This window comes from Saccharothrix sp. NPDC042600 (genome assembly GCF_040647305.1).
In the GTDB taxonomy this organism is placed as follows: Bacteria; Actinomycetota; Actinomycetes; order Mycobacteriales; family Pseudonocardiaceae; genus Actinosynnema; species Actinosynnema mutabilis.
In genome coordinates this window covers 15,049-34,077 of record NZ_JBEZBW010000061.1, presented here as the reverse complement: position 1 = coordinate 34,077, position 19,029 = coordinate 15,049, and the positions used below count along the sequence as shown (strand labels likewise).

The window sequence follows — 19,029 nt, the reverse complement described above, 5'->3', positions numbered from 1 at the left end:
TCGCGGGAGGTTTCGTGCTCATTCCCGGCCCCGACACACGGGTGGTCGAACTGCGCGTGCACGGCGTCCAGGGCACCACCCCGCAGTCCCTGGTGGACGCGGTGGCCGCGGTGGACGTCGCGGGTGACGGGCTGGGGCGGATCGTGCGCCCGGCCGACCGGCTGCGCAGACCCGCGCCCGGGCCGGTGCTCCAGGCGGGCGGGCGGCCGGTGCCGCGCGTGGTCGAGGGCTACGTGTGGGGCGCGATGACCTCCGGCGGCTGGGCGAAGGCGACCTGGGCGCTGCTGTTCCCGTTCTCGCTGGCGAACGTGGCGCACTGGATGCTGCCGCCGGTGCCCACCGGGTCGGTGCCCGCGCACCTGCTCGGGGTCGCGCTGCGGGCGCTGCTGCGGCTGGCGGCGCTGCTGCTGACCGTGCTGCTGGTGGCGCAGGTGGCGGTGATCAGCCTGGACCTGGTGGCCGCGCAGTGCCTCGCGCCGGGCTCGACGTGCCTGTGGGGGCCGGTGTCCGAGGTGCCGTGGCTGCGGTCGGTGGTCGGGATGGCGCCGATCGCGCTGGTGGTGCTCGTGCTGCACCGGGTGTCCAGTGTGGACTGGCGGATCGAGCGGAAGGCCGTGCCGGCGTCCGGTCCGGTGGGGTCGAGCCTGCCCGGGGCGCACGTCGCGACGGACCCGGACGTGCCGGCGCTGCGCGTGCTGCACCTGGTGGCGGCGTTGGGCGCGGCCGTGGTGGTCGGGTTGGGCGGGCCGCTCGGGCCGCTGGTCGCGCCCGGTTGGCACGGCGTCGCGCTGTGGGTGTGCTGGGGGCTGGGCGTGGCGCTGGTGGGGTTCGCGGCGCTGGCCGGGATGCTGCTGGACGACCCGACCGGCGGCGCGCCGCACCGGGGTGGCCGGTGGCTGCGGGCGGTGCTGGGGCGTCGGCCCCGGCGCGTGCTGCTGACGTCCGCGTGGGCGGTGTTCGCGGTGGCGACGGGGCTGGTGACGCGGCTGCCGGACCGGATGCCGGGCGCGGACCTGGCCGTGCAGGTGGTGGCGGCGCTGGTCGCGCTGGTGTGCCTCGCGCTGGGGCTGTTGCTGGTGCCGGCGGCGCTGCTGGCCCGGCGGACGTGGCGGGACCTGCCGCGCGACCAGCGGCCGTGGGCGGGCGGCTGGATGGCCGCGCCCGTGGTCGCGGTGGCGGCGCTGCTGGGGGGCGGGTTCGGGGCCGGGGTGGCGCTGGCGTTGCGGCGGCTGCTCGGGCACGGCGTGCTGCCGCGCGGGTACGACTACATCGCGCTGCTGTGGGGTCTGGCCGGGGTGGCGGCGTTGGCCGCGGTGCTGGTCATGGCGTTGACGACGGGGATGGTGCGATGGAGTTCGCTGCGCCGGGGCGAGGAGTGGGCGCGCGAGGCGGCGCTGCTGCACTCCGGACGGGCGCGGGACGTCGTGCGGGCCGCGCGGGCCTGGTGGTGGGCGCGGTGGCAGCAACGGCACAGCCACCACGTGGTGCTGGTCGCGGCCGGGGTGCTGGTGGCGGGCGCCGTGCCGGCGGCGGTGCTGCGGCTGCGCGAGGTGGACCCGCCGGGGTGGGCGCGGCCGTTCGCGGCGGCGGGGGTCGTGGTGCTGGCCGTGCTGGTGCTGTCGTTGCTGCGGGCGGTGTGGTTGGCGGCGCGTCGGCCGGACACCGCCCGGCAGCTCGGGGTGCTGGCCGACCTGGCGGCGTTCTGGCCGCGCGAGGCGCACCCGGTCGTGCCGCCCTGCTACGCGTTGAAGGTCGTGCCGGAACTGGTGGCGCGGGTGCGGGAGCACCTGGCCGACCCCGGCACGCGCGTGGTGCTGGTCGGGCACTCGCAGGGTTCGCTGCTGGCGGCCGTCGCGGCGGCCCGGCTGGTCGAGGAGTTGCCGGAGGACCAGGTGGCCCGGCTGGGCCTGGTGACCTCGGGGTCGCAGTTGCAGTGGGCGTACCAGCGGGCGTTCCCGGCGGTCGTGCCGCACAGCTCGCTGGCCGCGTTGTCCGGGAGCCTGCGCGGGCGGTGGCGGGCGCTGTGCCGGGGCACCGACCCGTTGGGCGGGGCGGTGACGACGTGGGGCCGGCAGGTGTTCGACGGCATGCTGCTGGGCGTGGGCTTCCTGCCGGACGGCACGACCGGCGCGCTGCCGCCCGCGAAGCGCGGCCCGACCGGGGCGCTGGTGCTCGGCGGGGACCACTGGCTGCCGGACCCGCAGCGCGGACCGTTCCCGGGGCGGCGGTGGGCGGCGGGGGTGAACCGGCACGCGGACTACCCGTCGGACCCGGAGTGGGACCGGGCGGTGGCCGTCGCGGCGGGGCTGGAGGACCTGTCCGCGCCGCCGCCGTCGCCGGGGTTGGTCCTGCCGGTGGCCCGCAACGCGCCGGGACCCGCGGCGCCCGACGTGGTCCCGGGCGCGTGAACCCGGCGCGGCCCGGCTGCGGCCGGCGCGGCTCCGGGCGTGGCGGGGCGGCGCGGCGCGGTGGCACGCAGCGTGGCGGCGGGTCGCGCAGCGCCGCCCGGATGGAGCAGTACCGGGCCGGGCCGTCCGCCCTCTTGTCCCATGTGGAACCTCTCAGCGGGGGTGGCGATGGCTGACCCGGACTGGCCCGTCCGCACCCTCCTGGACCGGCTCCGGCCGGCCACCCGGCAGGAGCTGCTGACCATCGGCGCGCTCGTGCGCTACCCGGCCGACCGCCGGGTCATCGAGCAGGGCGCGCCGGACAACCACGCCCTGCTCCTGCTCGACGGCGTGGTGAAGGTCCAGGTCACCGACGAGTCCGGGGAGACGGGGCTGCTGGGCGTCCGGGGCCGCGGCGACCTGGTCGGCGAGATGGCCGCCATGGACGGCAGACGGCGGTCGGCGACCATCGTGACCTGCGGTGACGTCGTCGCCCGGCTGATCACGTCGAACGAGCTGATGGCGTTCATGCACCGGCGCACCGACATGTTCGTGGAGCTGATCACGATGCTCAACGAGCGCCTGCGCTGGGTCAACGACCGCCGCCGCGACTTCCTCGCCCGACCCGCGGCGGAACGGGTGGCGCGCGTGCTGGCCGAGCTGGTCCAGGCCCACGGCACGGAGCAGGCCGGCGGCTGGGTGCTCGGCGTCCCGCTGACGAAGGTCGAACTCGCGTCCATCGCGGGCATGAAGCCCCGGACGGCGGAGAAGGCGTTCAGCGACCTGCGCCGCGCGGGCGTGGTGGTGAGCCACGTCCGGCGCGACGTCCTGGTGCCCGACCTCGACGCGTTGCGCCGGTTCGGCGGGATGTGACTAGCCGAGGTGGGTGAGCAGCCGGTCGGCGGCGGCCACCCGGCCGGTGTCGGCGAGCAGGCCCGCCGGGGCCAGGACGTAGGCGCGGTCCACCGCGATCGCGGCCGACTTCAGGATCGGGCGCAGCACCGGGTCCCCGCGCAGCGTGCGGTCCACTTCGGACAGGTCCGGCGCGTGGCGGAACACGCCGCCGGACAACACCAGGCGACCGGCGCCCTGCGGACCGAGTTGCCCGTCCACCAGGCGCAGGTGCCGGCGGACGGCCAGGACCGCCGCCAGCGCGGCCAGGCGGAGGTCCACGGTGGGGTCCTCGGCCAGGTAGCGGACGTCCGCCGCGCGCCGGTCGGCCTCGGCGGCGAGCGTGGCGGCCTCGGTCTTGTCGATCAGCTTCTCGGCGACCGCCTCGGCCACCACGCCGGGCGCGGACCAGCGCATGCCCAGGTCGCCCTCGACGGTGCGGCGGTCCGGCGGGAGCGCGACGGTGCGCTCCTTGGTGTCCACAGTGGAGACGGCCGAGTAGACATCCGTTGTGGCGCCGCCCACATCCACCACCAGGACGGCGCCCTCGCTGTCCTGGGTGGCCAAACGCGACACTCCCTTGAGGACGGCGTCCGGCGTCACGGCGCGCACCATGCGGCGGAAGCGCGGTCCGCGGGACAGGCCCTTGCCGCCGATGACGTGCCGCAGGAACACCTCGCGGATCGCCGACCGGGCCGGGCCGGGGGCCAGTTCGCCCACGTCGGGCAGGACGTTGTCGGCGGCCACCACCGTGCGCCCGGCCAGGGCGGCCAGGGCGGCGTCGCGGGCCTCGACGTTGCCGGCCAGCACGATCGGGCACGCCAGCCGGTTGCGGCCGATGCGGTCCGCGTTGTGCAGCAGCACCGACGTGTCGCCGCCGTCCGTGCCGCCGACGAGCAGCACCAGGTCGGGCTTCGCCGCGCGCAACGCCCGCAGGCCGGGACCGTCGAGCAGGCCCGCCGAGACGTGCACGACCCGGGCGCCCGCGGACAGCGCCACCCGGTACCCGGCCTCGGCGCTGACCAGCCGCTCCTGCCCCACCACCGCCAGCCGCAACCCGCCACCGGCCGACGAGCACGCCAACACCTCGACCGCACCTGTCGACCCGGCCGCGCTGACCGACCCCGCCGGGCCGACCGGCCCCGACGCGCCGGCCGGCCCCGACGCGCCGGCCGCGCCGCCCGGTTCGGCCGCACCGACCAGCTCGGCCGACACGGCGGCGATCCCGTCCAGCACCTCGGGCGGCGACGTCGGCCGCTGCGCGGTCCCGAGCAGGTCGCCGTCGGCCGACACCAGGGCGCCCTTGGTCCAGGTCGAGCCCACGTCCAGGCAGAGCACGGTCATGTGGGGAAAGCTACCGGTTGGCGGCCGGGCTCTAGGCTGGCCCGACGTCAGGACAACCCTCGACGAGGAGGAGAAGCACCGTGCCGGGGAACGGGCTTTGGCGCACCAAGTCGATCGAACAGTCGATCGCCGACACCGACGAGCCGGACACCCGGCTCCGCAAGGACCTCACCGCGTGGGACCTCACGGTCTTCGGCGTCGCCGTCGTCATCGGCGCGGGCATCTTCACGCTGACGGCGTCCACGGCGGGCAACCTCGCCGGGCCGTCGGTGTCGCTGGCGTTCGTGCTCGCCGCCGTGGCCTGCGCGCTCGCCGCGCTGTGCTACGCGGAGTTCGCGTCCACCGTGCCGGTGGCGGGCAGCGCGTACACGTTCTCGTACGCCACGTTCGGCGAGTTCATGGCGTGGATCATCGGTTGGGACCTCGTGCTGGAGTTCGCGGTCGGCGCGGCGGCCGTGGCCAAGGGGTGGTCGCTGTACCTCCAGGCGGTGCTCGGGCAACTCGGCCTGGACCTGAAGACGACCGCGGTCGTGGCCGGGTTCGAGGTCGATTGGGGCTCGCTGCTGCTGGTGGCGACGCTGACCGTGCTGCTGGTCGTGGGCACGAAGCTGTCCTCGCGGGTCAGCGCGGTGATCACGGCGGTGAAGGTCGCCGTGGTGCTGCTGGTCATCGTGCTGGGCATCGGGTACATCAAGGCCGCGAACTACAGCCCGTACATCCCGCCCGCGCAGACCGGCGGTTCCACCGCGACCGGGCTGGAGCAGTCGCTGTTCTCGCTGCTCACCGGCTTCGAGGGCAGCACCTACGGCGTGCTGGGGCTGCTCGCGGCGGCGTCGCTGGTGTTCTTCGCGTTCATCGGCTTCGACGTGGTCGCCACCACCGCCGAGGAGACGCGCAACCCGCAGAAGGCCGTGCCGCGGGGCATCCTGGGGTCGCTGGCGATCGTGACCGTGCTGTACGTGGCGGTGTCGCTGGTGATCACCGGCATGCTGCCCTACGACCGGCTCAAGACCCAGCCGGACGGGTCCCGCGCGACGCTGGCCACGGCGTTCGCCGAGAACGGCGTGGACTGGGCGGCGACGGTCATCTCGGTCGGCGCGCTGGCCGGGCTGACGACGGTCGTGATGGTGCTCATGCTGGGCCAGTCGCGGGTGCTGTTCGCGATGTCCCGCGACGGCCTGATGCCGCGCGGCCTGGCGCGCACCGGCAAGCACGGCACGCCGTACCGGATCACGGTGCTAATCGGCGTGCTGGTCGCGATCGCGGCGGGCTTCTTCCCGGCGGGCAAGCTTGAGGAGATGGTCAACGTCGGCACGCTGTTCGCGTTCGTGCTGGTGTCGGCGGGCGTGCTGGTGCTGCGCAAGACCCGGCCGGACCTGCCGCGCGGCTTCCGCGTGCCGCTGGTGCCGCTGGTGCCGGTCCTGTCGATCATCGCGTGCGCGTGGCTGATGCTGAACCTGACCGCGTTGACGTGGGTGCGGTTCCTGGCGTGGATGGCGCTGGGCGTGGTCGTGTACTTCGCGTACAGCCGGCGGCACTCGTTGCTGGGCAAGGGGCACGGGGCCACGAACGTGCCCGTGGTCAAGCCGGACGAGGTGCCGTAGCGTCGCTCACCGTGACCGGTCCGGTGCGCAACGAGCTGTCCGGCGAGGCGACCACCGTCGTCCAGGCCGGCTCGATCACCGGAGGGGTCCACTTCGGTGCTCTTGGACGGCCCGCACCCACCGCACGGGTGATCGCGGAGTGGCATCCGTTCGACCTGGATGTCCACCCGGCGATCACGGTGGGCGCGGGCCGTTTGCCTGATTTGCCGCCTTATGTGCGGCGTGCGCATGACGATGAGGTCGATGCGCTGTCGGGTGCTCGGCGGTCGGCGATGGTGGTGCTGACCGGTGAGTCGTCCACGGGGAAGACCCGGGCGTTGTACGAGGCGGTGCTGCGGCACTTCGCCGACTGGCCGGTGGTGTACCCGCGCACGGCCGAGGACTTGCTGGTCTTGCTGGAGCGCGGTGTGCCGGCGCGGACCGTGCTGTGGCTGAACGAGACCCAGAACCACCTGACGGAGGAGGCGGCGGCCGCGTTGCGGGGGCTGCTGGAGGGTCCGGGGCCGGTGGTGGTGCTGGGGACGTTGTGGCCGGAGTACTGGGCGCGGTTCGTCGCCGAGCCTTCGCACGTGCGGAGCCTTTTGCAGCACAAGGTGTCTCGTGTGCGGGTCGCGTCTTCGTTCAGCGCTGAGCTGGTGGCTGCCGCGCGCGGGTCGGATGATCCCAGGCTGCGGCGGGCCGTTGCCGCGTCGGGCGAGGGCCGGAAGGTCATCCAGACGATGTCCGGCGGCCCCATGCTGGTGGAGTGCTACGAGCATCCCGACACCCCGGACGACCGCTACGCGACCGCCATCGTCACTGCGGCCTTGGATGCTCGCAGGCTGGGCCATCGGGCGTTGCTGACCAGCGGTTTCCTGGTTGATGCCGCCCCTGGGTACCTGTCCGACGAGGACCGGGTGGACGCCCCGGAGGACTGGTTCGAGCGGGGCATGCACGTCGCGGCCCAGGACCGCACCGGCATCGCCGCTCTGCTGCCGAAGCGGATCTCCGCCGGCGTGGGCCCGCCGGATGGGTACGACATCCACGACTACCTGGACCAACACGCCCGCACGTCACGCCGGTGGGCCCTCACGCCGACGTCGTTCTGGGACGCCCTGGTCGCCCACACGACCGACCCGGAAGACCAGTTCCGCCTGGCCCGCAACGCCTTCCACCGGCTGAGGCACCGCCACGGCAGCGCGCTCCACCGGACCGCCGCCGCCCACAGCTCGGCCGAGTCGGCGGCCAAGATGCTCGACGTCCTGGTCGACCACCGCCAAGCGGACGACGTCGCCGCGTTGCTCGCCGCCAACCCGCACGTCCACAGCACCGAGTGGGTCGGTGCGGCCGTTCGGGCTGGGCTGGTCGAGGAAGTGGTCGCCTGGCTGAGGCGCAACCGCAAGCGCGAGGTCCTGGCCACCGTCCTTGCCGACCACGGCCGCTGGGACGAGGCACTGCACGTGGTACGGGAAAGCACGGGCTCCTGGATCGACCGCTGGCTCGCCGAGCGGTTCGCGGCGGCCGGCAACACCGAACGGCTCCGCTGGCTCGCGGCTGCCGGATCGCCTCACGCGGCCCGCCACCTCGCGGAGGACGACCTGGTGAACGGCAGAGTCGAGCAAGGAGTCATCGCGCTCCGGAGCCTGCTGGAAAAGCAGATCTCGATGATTCCGCAGACCCGACTGGTCGGCTCGATGCGGTTGTTCGAGCTGCTGCTCGACCACGGCGAGGAGGAGTTGGCGGTGGCCTTGGCGGTGATTCCCGCGGAGCGGTTCGACGCCGTCCACGCGCTCGTCGACGCGTTCGCCGGCCACGGCCGCCGGGACCGGGCGATCGAAGCGGTCCGCGGACTGATGGCGAACGACGACCGCAACCCCCTGCGCGACCTGCTGCTGCTGGAGCTGCTGGCCGCCGAAGGCCGGTGGGCGGAAGCCCTCCACCTGGCCAGGGCCACCGGCACGGCGGCGGGCTGGGTGCCGACGCACTTGGCCAAGGTGGGCAACGCGGCCAAGCTGCGGGAGCTGGCCGACGGCGGTTCACGCCCGGCGCAGGTGGTTCTGGCCGCGCTCCTCGCGGAACGCGGCCAGTACGCCGAACTGGAAGACCGGGCCCGCCGCGGCGACCAGTACGCGGCCAAGCGGGTCGTCGAGCGCTACGACGTGGTCAGCGAGCGGTCCAGGTCCGGCTCCAGGTAGATCAGCCGGGCCGCCGGGACCTTGTTGCGCACGCGCTGCTCGGCCGCGTCGATGGCTTCCGCCACCTCCGTCACCGTCAGGCCCGGGTTGAGCGCGATCTTCGCCGCCACCAGCATCTCGTCCGGCCCGATGTACTGGGTCTTGATGTGGATGACCCGCTGGACCTTGCCCGCCGCCAGCTCGTCCACGATCACGTCCAGCTCCGCCGGGGCCGCGCCCTCGCCGATGAGCAGGGACTTCATCTCCACGATCAGGATGATCGCGATCACGCCGAGCAGCACGCCGATGCAGATGGTGCCGATGGCGTCCCACACGGGGTTGCCGGTCAGCATCGACAGGCCCACGCCGAACAGGGCCAGCACCAGGCCGACCAGCGCGCCCAGGTCCTCCAGGAGCACCACGGGCAGCTCGGGCACCTTCGACTGGCGGATGAACTGCCACCACGTCGCGTCGCCCTTGATCAGCTTCGACTCGTGGATCGCGGTCTTGAAGCTGTAGGTCTCCAGGCCGATCGCCACCACCAGGATGCCGACCGCGACCCACGGCGAGGACAGCGGCTCGTGGGCCTCCAGCTTGTGGATGCCCTCGTAGAGCGCGAACACCGAGCCCAGGCTGAACAGCAGCAGGGCCACGACGAACGAGTAGAAGTACCGGTCCCGGCCGAAGCCGAACGGGTGGTTCAGCGTCGCCTTGCGCTGGGACGTCTTCTGCCCCAGCAACAACAGGCCCTGGTTCGACGTGTCGGCGACCGAGTGCACCGCCTCGGCGAGCATCGACGACGACCCCGTGATCAGGAAGCCGACGAACTTCGCCAACGCGATCCCGGCGTTGGCCACCAACGCGGCGATGATCGCCCTGGTACCGCCTCCTGCTGACACGGTTGCTCCCTCACCCAAAACGTCCGGTTTGCCGGTGTCGGTGTGACCCTAGTGCGCAGACCTTAATCGCTACCCGATGTCGCCCGGAAAAGCCGGGTCGGCTCGTCGGCTGTGACGACCACCGCAGGGTCGGCCGCGGGCACCCACACGGACTGCCCCCGCGCGACCGCCAGCTCCTGCCCGCCGCACGACAGCCGCGCCTCGCCCTGCGTCACGAGCAGGATCTGCGGGCCGTGGTGGTCCACGCGGGTCTCGCCGCCCGCGGCCAGCTCCAGGCGGGACAGCTCGAACTCCGGGCTGGGCGTCCGGTAGGTCCACACGCCGGGCCCGGTCTCGTCGCCGGTCAGCACCGCCATGTCGCCGCACGTGAAGTCCAGCACCCGCATCAGCTCGGGCACGTCCACGTGCTTGGGCGTCAGGCCGCAGCGCAGCACGTTGTCCGAGTTGGCCAGGATCTCCACGCCGGTGCCGTGCAGGTAGGCGTGCAGGTTGCCGGCCGGCAGGTGGATCGCCTCGCCGGGCTTGAGCACCAGCCGGTTGAGCAGCATCGCGGCCAGCACGCCCGCGTCACCGGGGTAGGCCTCGCCCAGCTCCAGGACGGTGCGGCACTCCAGGTCGAACTCGCCGCGCTCCTTCACGTGCAGCACGCACGCGTCGAGCACCTGTGGCAGCAGGGCGTCCAGCGCCGGCTGCGGCAGCGTGATCAACGTGGTGAACAGGGCGCGCAGCCCGTTCTCGTCCGGCTGCGCGGCCAGCAGCTCGGTGTACGGGGTGAGGTCCGGCGCCTCCAGCGACCGCAGCAGCGCCACGGTCCGCTCCGGCGCCCGGAACCCGGCCAGCGCGTGGAACTCGGTCAGCGCGCAGATCAGCTCGGGCTTGGCCGACGGGTCCTTGTAGTTGCGCACCGACGACTCGATCGGCACGCCGGTCTTCTCCTCCAGCGCGAACCCCAGCGCGGCCTGCTCGGCCGACGGGTGCGCCTGCAGGCTCAGCGGCTCGTCGGCCGCCAGGACCTTGAGCAGGAACGGGAGCCTGCTCCCCCACCGCCCGGTGCACCGCGGCCCGAGCTGGGCGTCCGGGTCCTCGGCCAGCAGGTCGAGCAGCGAGCGCTCGCCGTCGGACCGCAGCACCCGGGACGGGTCGCCGGGGTGCGCCCCCATCCACAGCTCGGCTTCCGGGTGCGGCGCGGGCACCTCCCTCCCGAGCAGCTCGGCGATGGCCGTACGCGATCCCCACGCGTACGCCCGCACCGCGTTGTGCAGCAGTTCCACAGCGAAATTCCCCTCACACGGCCGGCGCGTACAGCCCCGGGCCACCCAGCGTCCCCGCCGCCAGCCCCAGGTACAGCGCGGCCAGTTCGAACCGCAGGGCGAGCAGCGCGGAGCACACCGCGTCGCCGCCGGTCACTTCCTCGGCCGGTTCGAGCACGTCGGCTCCCGGCAAGGTGTCCTGCGCGGCCCGCCGCGCGATCTCGGCGGGCCGGCCCTGGCGCACGGCCAGCAGCAGCACCCGCACCAGGCCGTCGGACTCGTCGTCCGGGTCGGCGAAGATGTCCGCGCCGGACGTGCCGTGCACGGCCCGGCGGTGCAGCACCGACCTGGTCAGCGCCTGCGGGTAGCCCGCGACGTCGCTCACCAGGCCCGCGTAGCAGGCCAGCACGCCCGCGCCGTGCGCCGCGACGGCCGTCGCCGGCTCGTCCAGGCCCCACAGCAGCGGGGTGCGGTCGGCGACGCGCAGCGCGAGCGACTTGGCCGGGTTGACGAACGACTCGTGCATCGGGTGGTCGCGCTCGGCCTCGCGGTCCAGCTCGTCGGCGACCAGGCTGACGTCCACGTCCAGCAGCTTGAGCGCGTCGAGCGCCACCACCCACGCGGCGAACGCGCGGGCGAACCCGAACCCCTGCGGCACCGGCACGCGCGGCGGGATGAGCAGCGCGTGCCCCGCCGCCGACGCGGCCACCGGGCCGTCCGGCTCGGCGGTCAGCAGCACCCGCGCGCCCCGCCGGCCCGCCCGGTCGACGGCCTCGGCCAGCACCACGTCACCGGGGTCCTCGGTGTGCGCGAGGACCACGTCCAGCGCGCCGACCCAGGTCGGCACGTCGTCGGCGACCACGACCGGCACCGGGCACGCCGGTCCCAGCAGCGCGGTCACCAGCTTGGCCACGGCGGGCGCCACGCCCGGCCGGGTCACCAGCACCAGGGCGCGCGGCCGTTCGGCGAACACGCGCCGCACGCCCAGTTCCTCCGCCGCCTCGGCGGTGGCCCGGACCTGCGCGCCCGCCCGCGCGGCGGCCCTCAGCAGGCCGCTGGTGTCCACCTCGGCCAGCCGGGCCTGGTCGTCGAGGAGGCTGTCGTCGAGCACCGGGTCACCCCGCCGACGGCTCGACAGCCTCGTCGAGCAGCAGCACCGGGATGCCCTCCCGCACCGGGAAGGACCGGCCGCACGACGTGCAGGTCAGGAAGTCGGCCTGCGGGTCGGCGGCGGTGCCGGGCTTGAGCGGCGCGTGCTCCGGGCACGGGCAGGCCAGGATCTCCAGCAGCCGGGGGTCGAGTTGGACGGCCACGTCTGTCATCCCCTCACGATCGCCAGGACCTCGTCGCGCAGCGCGGCGACGGAGGCCGCGTCGGCGGCTTCGACGTTGAGCCGCAGCAGCGGCTCGGTGTTGGAGGCGCGCAGGTTGAACCACGAGCCGTCGGGCAGGGCGACGGTGAGGCCGTCCAGCTCGTCGAGCGTGACGCCCTCGCGAGCGCCGAACTCCGCCTTGATCGCCGCGAGCCTGCCCGCCTGGTCGGCCACCGTCGAGTTGATCTCGCCGGAGGCGGCGTAGCGCTCGTAGGCGCTGGTCAGAGCGGACAGCGGACCGTCCTGCTCGCCGAGCGCGGCCAGCACGTGCAGCGCGGCCAGCATGCCGGTGTCGGCGCGCCAGAAGTCGCGGAAGTAGTAGTGGGCGGAGTGCTCGCCGCCGAAGATCGCGCCGGTGCGGGCCATCTCCTCCTTGATGAAGGAGTGGCCGACGCGGGTGCGCACGGGCGTGCCGCCGTGCTCGCGGACGATCTCGGGGACCGCGTGCGAGGTGATCAGGTTGTGGATGACCGTGCCGCCCGGGTCCTTGGCCAGCTCGCGCACCGCGACCAGCGCGGTGATGGCGCTCGGGGACACCGGCTCGCCGCGCTCGTCCACCACGAAGCAGCGGTCGGCGTCGCCGTCGAACGCGACACCGGCGTCCGCGCCCTCCTCCTTGACCCGGGCCTGCAGGTCCACGATGTTCTTCGGGTCCAGCGGGTTGGCCTCGTGGTTGGGGAAGCTGCCGTCGAGCTCGAAGTACATCGGGACGACCTCGACGGGCAGACCCTCGAACACCTTCGGGACGGTGTACCCGCCCATGCCGTTGCCCGCGTCCACGACGACCTTCAGCGGCCGGGAGCCGGACAGGTCGACCAGCTCGTGCAGGTAGGCGGCGTAGTCGGTGAGCATGTCCCGCTCGGAGACCGTGCCCGGGGTCACCCCCTCGGCGTCCGCGACGCCCTGCTCGACGTCGGCGCGGATCTGCGCGAGCCCGGAGTCCTGGCCGACCGGCGCGGCGCCCGCGCGGCACAGCTTGATGCCGTTGTACTTGGCCGGGTTGTGGCTGGCGGTGAACATCGCGCCGGGCAGGTCGAGCTTGCCGGAGGCGAAGTAGAGCATGTCCGTGCTGGCCAGGCCGATGCTGACGACGTCCACGCCCTGCGCGGTCACGCCCTCGGCGAACGCGGCGGCCAGCCCCGGCGAGGACTCGCGCATGTCGTGGCCGACGACGACGGCGGGCCCGCCGACCAGCCGCGCGAAGGCCGCGCCGAAGTCGCGGACGACGTCCGCGTCCAGCTGCTCACCGACGACACCGCGGATGTCGTAGGCCTTGACGATGCCGGACAGATCGCGCACAGCCACACTCCCGGATTGGCTCTTGACGTGGGCGTGCCGAAGCCTACCGGCGCGGCTGTCAGAGCCGTGTCGGGTCCGTTCAGTCTTCGTTCGGATCGGGCAGGACGCGCAGGTGACCTCGTCGGATCGTGCCCGCCGGCACCTCGGGCGCCTCGACCGGCCGATCCGCTCGCCCGGCCTCCCGCACGGCCTCGGCCAGCGCCGTCAGGTCGTCCACGGTGGGTTCGGGGGCGACGAACTGCCCCTGGTGCCGGACGACCTCCCAGCCGCGCGGCGCGGTGAGGCGCAGGGCGTGCTCCTCGCAGAGGTCGTAGCTGTGCGGCTCGGAGTAGGTGGCCAGGGGTCCGACGACCGCCGTGGAGTCCGCGTAGGCGTACGTGAGCGTGGCGACTGCCGGGTTCGCGCACCCGGTTCGCGAGCACCGTCTCACGCTCCGCACGGCGGGGACGATATCGCGTCCGGGCGCAGGTGTGTTGGATTGCCCTCAGCGCGTCGGTGGACTTGGCCGACTCGACCCCCGCCGGCCCGCCTGGTGACCACCCCGCCGGCCGGGGCAACTAACCTGTACGCCGTGGTGATGGCCAGGGGTTCCCGACGTCAAGGCCCGTCGAGCCGACGCAGGCGCGACCGCCACGGCCGAGGCCTGCGCGGCCCGCTGTACCCGGCCACCCTCCCGGCGGCCCGCAGCCGGGCGGAACGCTTCGACGCCCTGGTCCTGGAGGCCCTGGAGCCCATCGAGGCGCGCTGGCGCACCGAGCTGACCCAGCTGGACGTGGCGGTGGACGACGTCCCGGACGTCCAGGCGACGTCCGAGGACGGCGACGTGGTCGAGGACGGCAACGTCCCCCTGGCCCGCCTGCTCCCGGCGGGCACGGACCGCCGAGCCCGCATCGTCCTCTACCGCCGCCCCCTGGAGGCCCGGGCGAAGGACGGCTCGGACCTGGCCGACCTGGTCCACGACGTCCTGGTGGAGCAGGTCGCCAACTACCTGGGCCTGGACCCGGACGTCATCGACGGCGAATAGCCCGGCGCGGACCGCTCTCGACGGGCTGCCAAGCCCCGGGAAGGGCCTCGGTTCGTTCCCCGGGGGCCTGCCGCGCGGCGTTCCCGATCCTCAGGACCGCCGCCGCGAGGGGATGGCGGTCAAGGCGGTGAACAGCGCGGCAGCGGCCTGGACCAGCAACAACAACTCCCGGAGTGTGCTGGACGCCTCGACCCGGACCTCCGAGGCCGTGGCCGGCACCGGCACCCCGACCAGGTGCCCCCAAGCCCGCACCACGGCCACCGCCCGCCCGTCGACGGTCGCCGACCACCCCGGCTCCTCCTCCGCCGCGACGACCAGCAACCGCCCCTCCGGCCCCTCCGACACCCGCACGCCCACCTCGGGCGCGGCGGACTCCACCGGGGCGATGCCGGGCACCCCGAGCGAGTCCGGCGGCATCCCCCCGGTCCGCGCCCGTCGTGCCAGCTCCGGCGACAGCAGCACCGCGTTCCCCGCCGCCAGTTGCACGCGGTACACCGGCCGACCGTCCGACATCGGCGGCGCGACCGCGACCAGGTCACCCACGGCGTCCCGCAGCCGCTGCCCCGACGCCCGGTCCTCCGTCACCACGAACGCCACCCCCGACGCCGCCGCCTGGGCCAACGCCGTCCGGGCCGCCCGCGCGTCCCCGCCCACGAGGTCCCGGCGCCACCGGTCCAGCCGGGACGCCGCCCCGGGCACCGGGACGAGGTCGTCGTCGCCGAAGGCGGGCATCCGCCCGGCCACCTGCCGCGTGGGCGTCCCGAGCACCAGCACCGACCGACCCGTCCGGGGCAACTCCTGCGCCACGGTCGAGGGCAGCCGAGCCGCGTCGGCGGTCAACGGCCCGGACCGCATCCCGACGAACCCGCACCCCGCCAGCGCCACCACCGCCAGCACCCCACCCAGGGCGAACGCCCGCCCGAAACGCACCGGCCGGGCATCACGCCGACAAGCCGCCAGCACCACCCACAGCAAGCCCCACGACGCCACCACCAGCGGCGCGCCGACCCAGCCCCGCTCCGCCGACCCGCCCACGACCGGCGACACCTCGACCGTCCGCAGCACGACCACGGCGAGCCCGGCCCCGACGACCACCACCAACCCGGGCACCATCGGCCGCGAGAACCGCGACACCAGCGCCCCCGCCGCGAACAGCACCACCACCGCGCCCACGAACGGCAGCGCCCCCGGCCCGCCCGGTCGCAGCGCCAGCAGGTCGAGCACACCCGCGTCCGGCGTCGGCACGAACGCGCCCACCCCGTGCAGCACGATCGACGGGTGCTGCAGGACCACCGCCGGCCACGGCATGAGCAGCGCCATCGGCAGCAGCACCACGATGAACAGCCCGGCCACCCGCCGCCGCCCGTCGCCCACCCGCCCCGGCACGGCGACGAACCCGACCAGCGCTCCCACCGCCACCAGCGCGTGCACCAGCGGCGAGAACGCGCCCACCACGGCCAGCCCCAGCGCCGTCCCGGACGCGACCGGCAGCCACGACGTCCCCGACCCGCCGCGCAGCACCGCGAGCACCCCGGCGAACACCGCCGGCAGGAACACGTGGACCACGACGACGTCCAGCCGCCCCTGGCTCACCGCCGACGTCGCCGCCGGGACCAGCGCGTACGCCGCCGCCACCACCGCCCGGACCGGCCGCCGCACGGGCAGCCGCCGCGTCGCCGCGTAAGCCGACAACCCGGCCAGCGGCGCGTTGAACACCAGCAACCCGGCCACCGCGACCGCCGGCCCGCCGACCAGCACGCCGAACGTGCCCAGCACGGCCAGCGCCGCCGGCGCGGGGGCCGACGTCCCGCCCGCCACCGGGTGCCACGCCGCCAGGTACTCCGACCACACCTCGCCCAGCGCCGGCACCGGCAGCAACCGCCCGCCGGACAGGTCCAACCCGATCCGCGCCGCGTTGGCCAGCACCCCGAACACCGCCAGGCCCAGCACCAGCACCAGCGGCGGGCCGAGCACCAGCGACCACAGCACCCTGGCCCGGTCGACCTCGACGAACACCACGGACCCGCCGCGCGGCACGGGCGAGGGCCGCGGCCGCGGCGACGGGCGCAACGAGCCCCGCAGCGGCGCTTCCACCGGCACCGTCGTGGCCGGCCGCCGCAACCCGCCGGTCACCCGCACCGGCCGCCGCCGCGACAGGACACCCGCCGGCAGCGCCGCCGGACCGACCACCCGACGCTCCACTTCGGACGGTGGCGACCACGCGACCGGCCGCACGTCGTCCTCCGGCAGCCGGCCCAGCGCCGCGTCGGCCTCGACCCTCCGCCGGATCAGGTACGCCGACGCGCCGCGAACGGCGTTGCGCAGCCTGGTGATCCGCGTCGTGAACAGCCCGCGCACCACGCCCTTCGCCGGCCGCGCCGCCCGGCCCGCGCGCAGCCCGGCGCGTCCACCCAGGACGTACCCGACCGCGCCCAGTTCCCCCCGCGCATCGGAAAACCTCCGCACCACAAGGAAACCCAGCGCGCGCAACAACCCGAGCACCGCGAGCCGCGGCACGCCCCACAGGAACGCCAAGCCGCCGCAGTTGACCAGGAACGTCCGCAACCCGTGCGCGCGGTCCACCCCGCGCAGCAGCGGGCCGGGCCGGGCGACCGCCGCGTCCAGCTTGCGCATCCCGCGCGACGCCGCCCGCACGTGCCGCATCCGCGCCACCGGGACCGACAGCACCAGGTGCCCGGCGCGGTTGGCGCGCCAGCCGAAGTCGATGTCGTCGCGCAGCAGCGGCAGCTTCCGGTCGTAACCGCCCAGCGACTCCCACACCGCGCGCCGGATCAGCGAACCGGCCGACGGCACGGCCAGCGCCTCGGTGCTCTGGTGGAACGCCCCGGCGAACTCCACCCCGCCGATGCCGGTCTGCCGGTGCCCCGACGAGTCCGTGGACAACCCCGCCTCGACCACCAGCCGCGGGTCGGCCCAGTCCAGGCTCAACGGGCCCAGCACGGCCGCCGACGGCGACACCTCGGCGGCGGTCAGCAGCAGCGACAGGCAGTCCGGGTCGGGCGCGCAGTCGTCGTGCAGCAGCCACAGCCAGGCCCCGGGGTCACCCCAGCGCTGGACCGCGTGGTCGACGGCCGCGTGGACCGCTTCGGCGAACCCCGTGCCGCGGGGCAGCGTCAGCACCCCGTCGATCACCCGATCGGTACCTTCCGCCGCCTCGGCGAGGATCTTCGGCGTGCGGTCGAGGGACCCGGTGTCGACGGCGATCACGTGCCGCGGCCGGGGGCGCTGCCGGCGCAGCGCGGACAGGGCCGTGCCCAGCCACTGGTCGCCGTCGTGGCACACCAGCACGGCCAGCACGGGCACGGTGCGCAGCCGTGGAGTGGCGCCGCTCGTCAAGTGCCGCTCCCGTCCGTCCGACAACCCGTGGACGACACGGTAAGGCAGAGCGCGGCGAAACGATCACACGGCGCGCTTTTTGAGCTTCCTCCGCTCCCGTTCGGACAACCCGCCCCAGATCCCGAAGCGCTCGTCGTGCTGCAGCGCGTACTCCAGGCACTCGGAGCGCACCTCGCAGCCCAGGCAGATCCGCTTGGCCTCGCGCGTCGAGCCGCCCTTCTCCGGGAAGAACGCCTCCGGGTCGGTCTGCGCGCACAGGGCGCGCTCCTGCCAGTCCTGCTCGTCGGTCGCGTCGAAGAGTTCCGTGAACACCACCGACTCCCGCGCCGGCGCGTCCCCGTCCACCTCACGACCCCCGTCGAATTCCCGCATACCGTCCGCCTCCTCGCCTTCCGCTCTCCCCGGTTGGCGGACACCACTCGCCGTCCCCACAACGACGAATGACACCGATGTGATTACACCTGTGTCACAACACCCGGTCAAGCCGAGTCCACAGGACGGGGGATATTCCCGCGATCGGCGGCGAAAACCTTGACTGGCAGCACAGACGGTGATTCGCACGGCACACCGAGCGACAACCGCCGCCCGGACGGCCCAAAGCCGCCTGCCTTGTCGGCCACCGCGCCGAGGGGGCCACACTGGTGGGGTGAAGCGATCAGCGGTGCGACCCAGTCCACTGTTCCTCGGCCTGCTCGCGATCACGGTGGCAGGCGCCGTGCTGACCCTCTTCGGCGACCGGGAGAGCCCGATCGACGACCCCGTGGTGATCGCCGGCACCGTGCTGTTCGTGCTCGGCGGCTGGGCGGTTTCCCTGTGCCTGCACGAGTTCGGGCACGCGGTCGTCGCCTACAAGGGTGGCGACTACGCGGTGAAAGCACGCGGTTACCTGACGCTGGACATCCGCCACTACACCGACCCGATCATGTCCCTGGTGCTGCCCCTGGTGCTGCTGGCGTTCGGCGGCATCCCGCTGCCCGGCGGCGCGGTGTGGATCAACCACCACGCCCTGCGCAACAAGCGGGTCGAGTCGTTGGTCTCGCTGGCCGGGCCGGTGAGCAACCTGGTGCTCGGCGCGCTGCTCAGCCTCTCGGTGCTGCTCTTCCAGCCGCCCGCCGGCCTGGCCGCCGCGCTGTCCTACCTCGCGCTGCTCCAGGTCCTGGCGTTCGTGCTGAACATCCTGCCGGTGCCGGGCCTGGACGGGTGGGGCGTGATCGAGCCCTGGATGTCCTACCAGGCGCGACAGTTCGGGGCGAAGGCCCGGCCGTGGGCGCCGCTGGTGCTGTTCGCGGTGCTGCTCGCGTTCCCGGCGATCGCGGCGATCTTCTTCGACCTGTCCTACACCGTGTTCGGACTCGTCGGCGGCGAGCCGCTGTGGGCCGGGCTGGGGCAGGGCACCTTCATGTTCTGGCGCTGAGTGTCGGCCGCTGCGGCCCCGGTGGGAGGATGGCG

Annotated in this window: 15 protein-coding genes; 6 read left to right on the top strand and 9 right to left on the bottom strand. The window is 74.2% G+C overall.

The features are described 5' to 3' along the window. Positions 1-14 precede the first annotated feature (14 nt). Entirely contained in the window at positions 15-2,408 is a 2,394-nt protein-coding gene (locus AB0A74_RS28855; RefSeq protein WP_358254263.1) for a hypothetical protein, read from the top strand. Positions 2,409-2,576: 168 nt separating this feature from the next. Further along, complete coding sequence (locus AB0A74_RS28850) at positions 2,577-3,260, top strand: Crp/Fnr family transcriptional regulator (RefSeq protein WP_358254261.1); 684 nt, start codon at positions 2,577-2,579, stop codon at positions 3,258-3,260. On the opposite strand, the gene AB0A74_RS28845 is transcribed toward AB0A74_RS28850, so the two are convergent. Then, the gene (locus tag AB0A74_RS28845) at positions 3,261-4,622 is read right to left on the bottom strand and encodes a glutamate mutase L (RefSeq protein ID WP_358254259.1); all 1,362 of its coding nucleotides are present in this window, start codon (positions 4,620-4,622) and stop codon (positions 3,261-3,263) included. It lies immediately after the preceding gene. 80 nt (positions 4,623-4,702) lie between these two features. Here AB0A74_RS28845 and AB0A74_RS28840 point away from each other — a divergent pair, with 80 nt between their 5' ends. Continuing rightward, positions 4,703-6,226 (top strand): amino acid permease, encoded by a 1,524-nt coding sequence (locus tag AB0A74_RS28840; RefSeq protein ID WP_358254258.1) that lies wholly within the window; start codon positions 4,703-4,705, stop codon positions 6,224-6,226. Positions 6,227-6,237: 11 nt separating this feature from the next. Continuing rightward, complete coding sequence (locus tag AB0A74_RS28835; protein WP_358254256.1) at positions 6,238-8,400, top strand: hypothetical protein; 2,163 nt, start codon at positions 6,238-6,240, stop codon at positions 8,398-8,400. Here the strand turns inward: AB0A74_RS28835 and AB0A74_RS28830 are convergent. The 6 genes from AB0A74_RS28830 to AB0A74_RS28805 form a co-directional block, all read right to left on the bottom strand. Continuing rightward, a complete protein-coding gene (locus tag AB0A74_RS28830; RefSeq protein ID WP_358254254.1) occupies positions 8,358-9,278 on the bottom strand; it encodes a cation diffusion facilitator family transporter in 921 nt (306 codons plus the stop codon). The genes AB0A74_RS28835 and AB0A74_RS28830 overlap by 43 nt on opposite strands. 62 nt (positions 9,279-9,340) lie before the next feature. Beyond that, positions 9,341-10,549, bottom strand: a complete 1,209-nt coding sequence (manA, locus tag AB0A74_RS28825; protein WP_358254252.1) for a mannose-6-phosphate isomerase, class I — start codon at positions 10,547-10,549, stop codon at positions 9,341-9,343. A gap of 13 nt (positions 10,550-10,562) precedes the next feature. Continuing rightward, positions 10,563-11,639 (bottom strand): hypothetical protein, encoded by a 1,077-nt coding sequence (locus AB0A74_RS28820; RefSeq protein WP_358254250.1) that lies wholly within the window; start codon positions 11,637-11,639, stop codon positions 10,563-10,565. 4 nt (positions 11,640-11,643) lie between these two features. Then, positions 11,644-11,841 carry a Trm112 family protein gene (locus tag AB0A74_RS28815; protein ID WP_358254286.1) on the bottom strand — a complete coding sequence of 66 codons (198 nt, stop codon included), beginning with the start codon at positions 11,839-11,841 and terminating at the stop codon, positions 11,644-11,646. Positions 11,842-11,846: 5 nt separating this feature from the next. Beyond that, positions 11,847-13,199, bottom strand: a complete 1,353-nt coding sequence (locus AB0A74_RS28810; RefSeq protein WP_358254248.1) for a phosphomannomutase/phosphoglucomutase — start codon at positions 13,197-13,199, stop codon at positions 11,847-11,849. A 79-nt stretch (positions 13,200-13,278) separates the two neighbouring features. Then, positions 13,279-13,638, bottom strand: a complete 360-nt coding sequence (locus tag AB0A74_RS28805; RefSeq protein ID WP_121225427.1) for a DUF3499 domain-containing protein — start codon at positions 13,636-13,638, stop codon at positions 13,279-13,281. A gap of 138 nt (positions 13,639-13,776) precedes the next feature. Here AB0A74_RS28805 and AB0A74_RS28800 point away from each other — a divergent pair, with 138 nt between their 5' ends. Beyond that, positions 13,777-14,223, top strand: a complete 447-nt coding sequence (locus AB0A74_RS28800) for a metallopeptidase family protein (protein WP_343935946.1) — start codon at positions 13,777-13,779, stop codon at positions 14,221-14,223. 90 nt (positions 14,224-14,313) lie between these two features. On the opposite strand, the gene AB0A74_RS28795 is transcribed toward AB0A74_RS28800, so the two are convergent. Both AB0A74_RS28795 and AB0A74_RS28790 read right to left on the bottom strand, forming a co-directional pair. Then, on the bottom strand, positions 14,314-17,580 hold the full coding sequence (locus tag AB0A74_RS28795) for a glycosyltransferase (protein WP_358254246.1): 3,267 nt from the start codon (positions 17,578-17,580) through the stop codon (positions 14,314-14,316). 63 nt (positions 17,581-17,643) lie between these two features. After that, on the bottom strand, positions 17,644-17,952 hold the full coding sequence (locus tag AB0A74_RS28790) for a WhiB family transcriptional regulator (protein ID WP_358254244.1): 309 nt from the start codon (positions 17,950-17,952) through the stop codon (positions 17,644-17,646). Between the two features lie 274 nt (positions 17,953-18,226). Here AB0A74_RS28790 and AB0A74_RS28785 point away from each other — a divergent pair, with 274 nt between their 5' ends. Then, positions 18,227-18,994, top strand: a complete 768-nt coding sequence (locus AB0A74_RS28785; protein WP_358254242.1) for a site-2 protease family protein — start codon at positions 18,227-18,229, stop codon at positions 18,992-18,994. Positions 18,995-19,029: the final 35 nt, after the last annotated feature.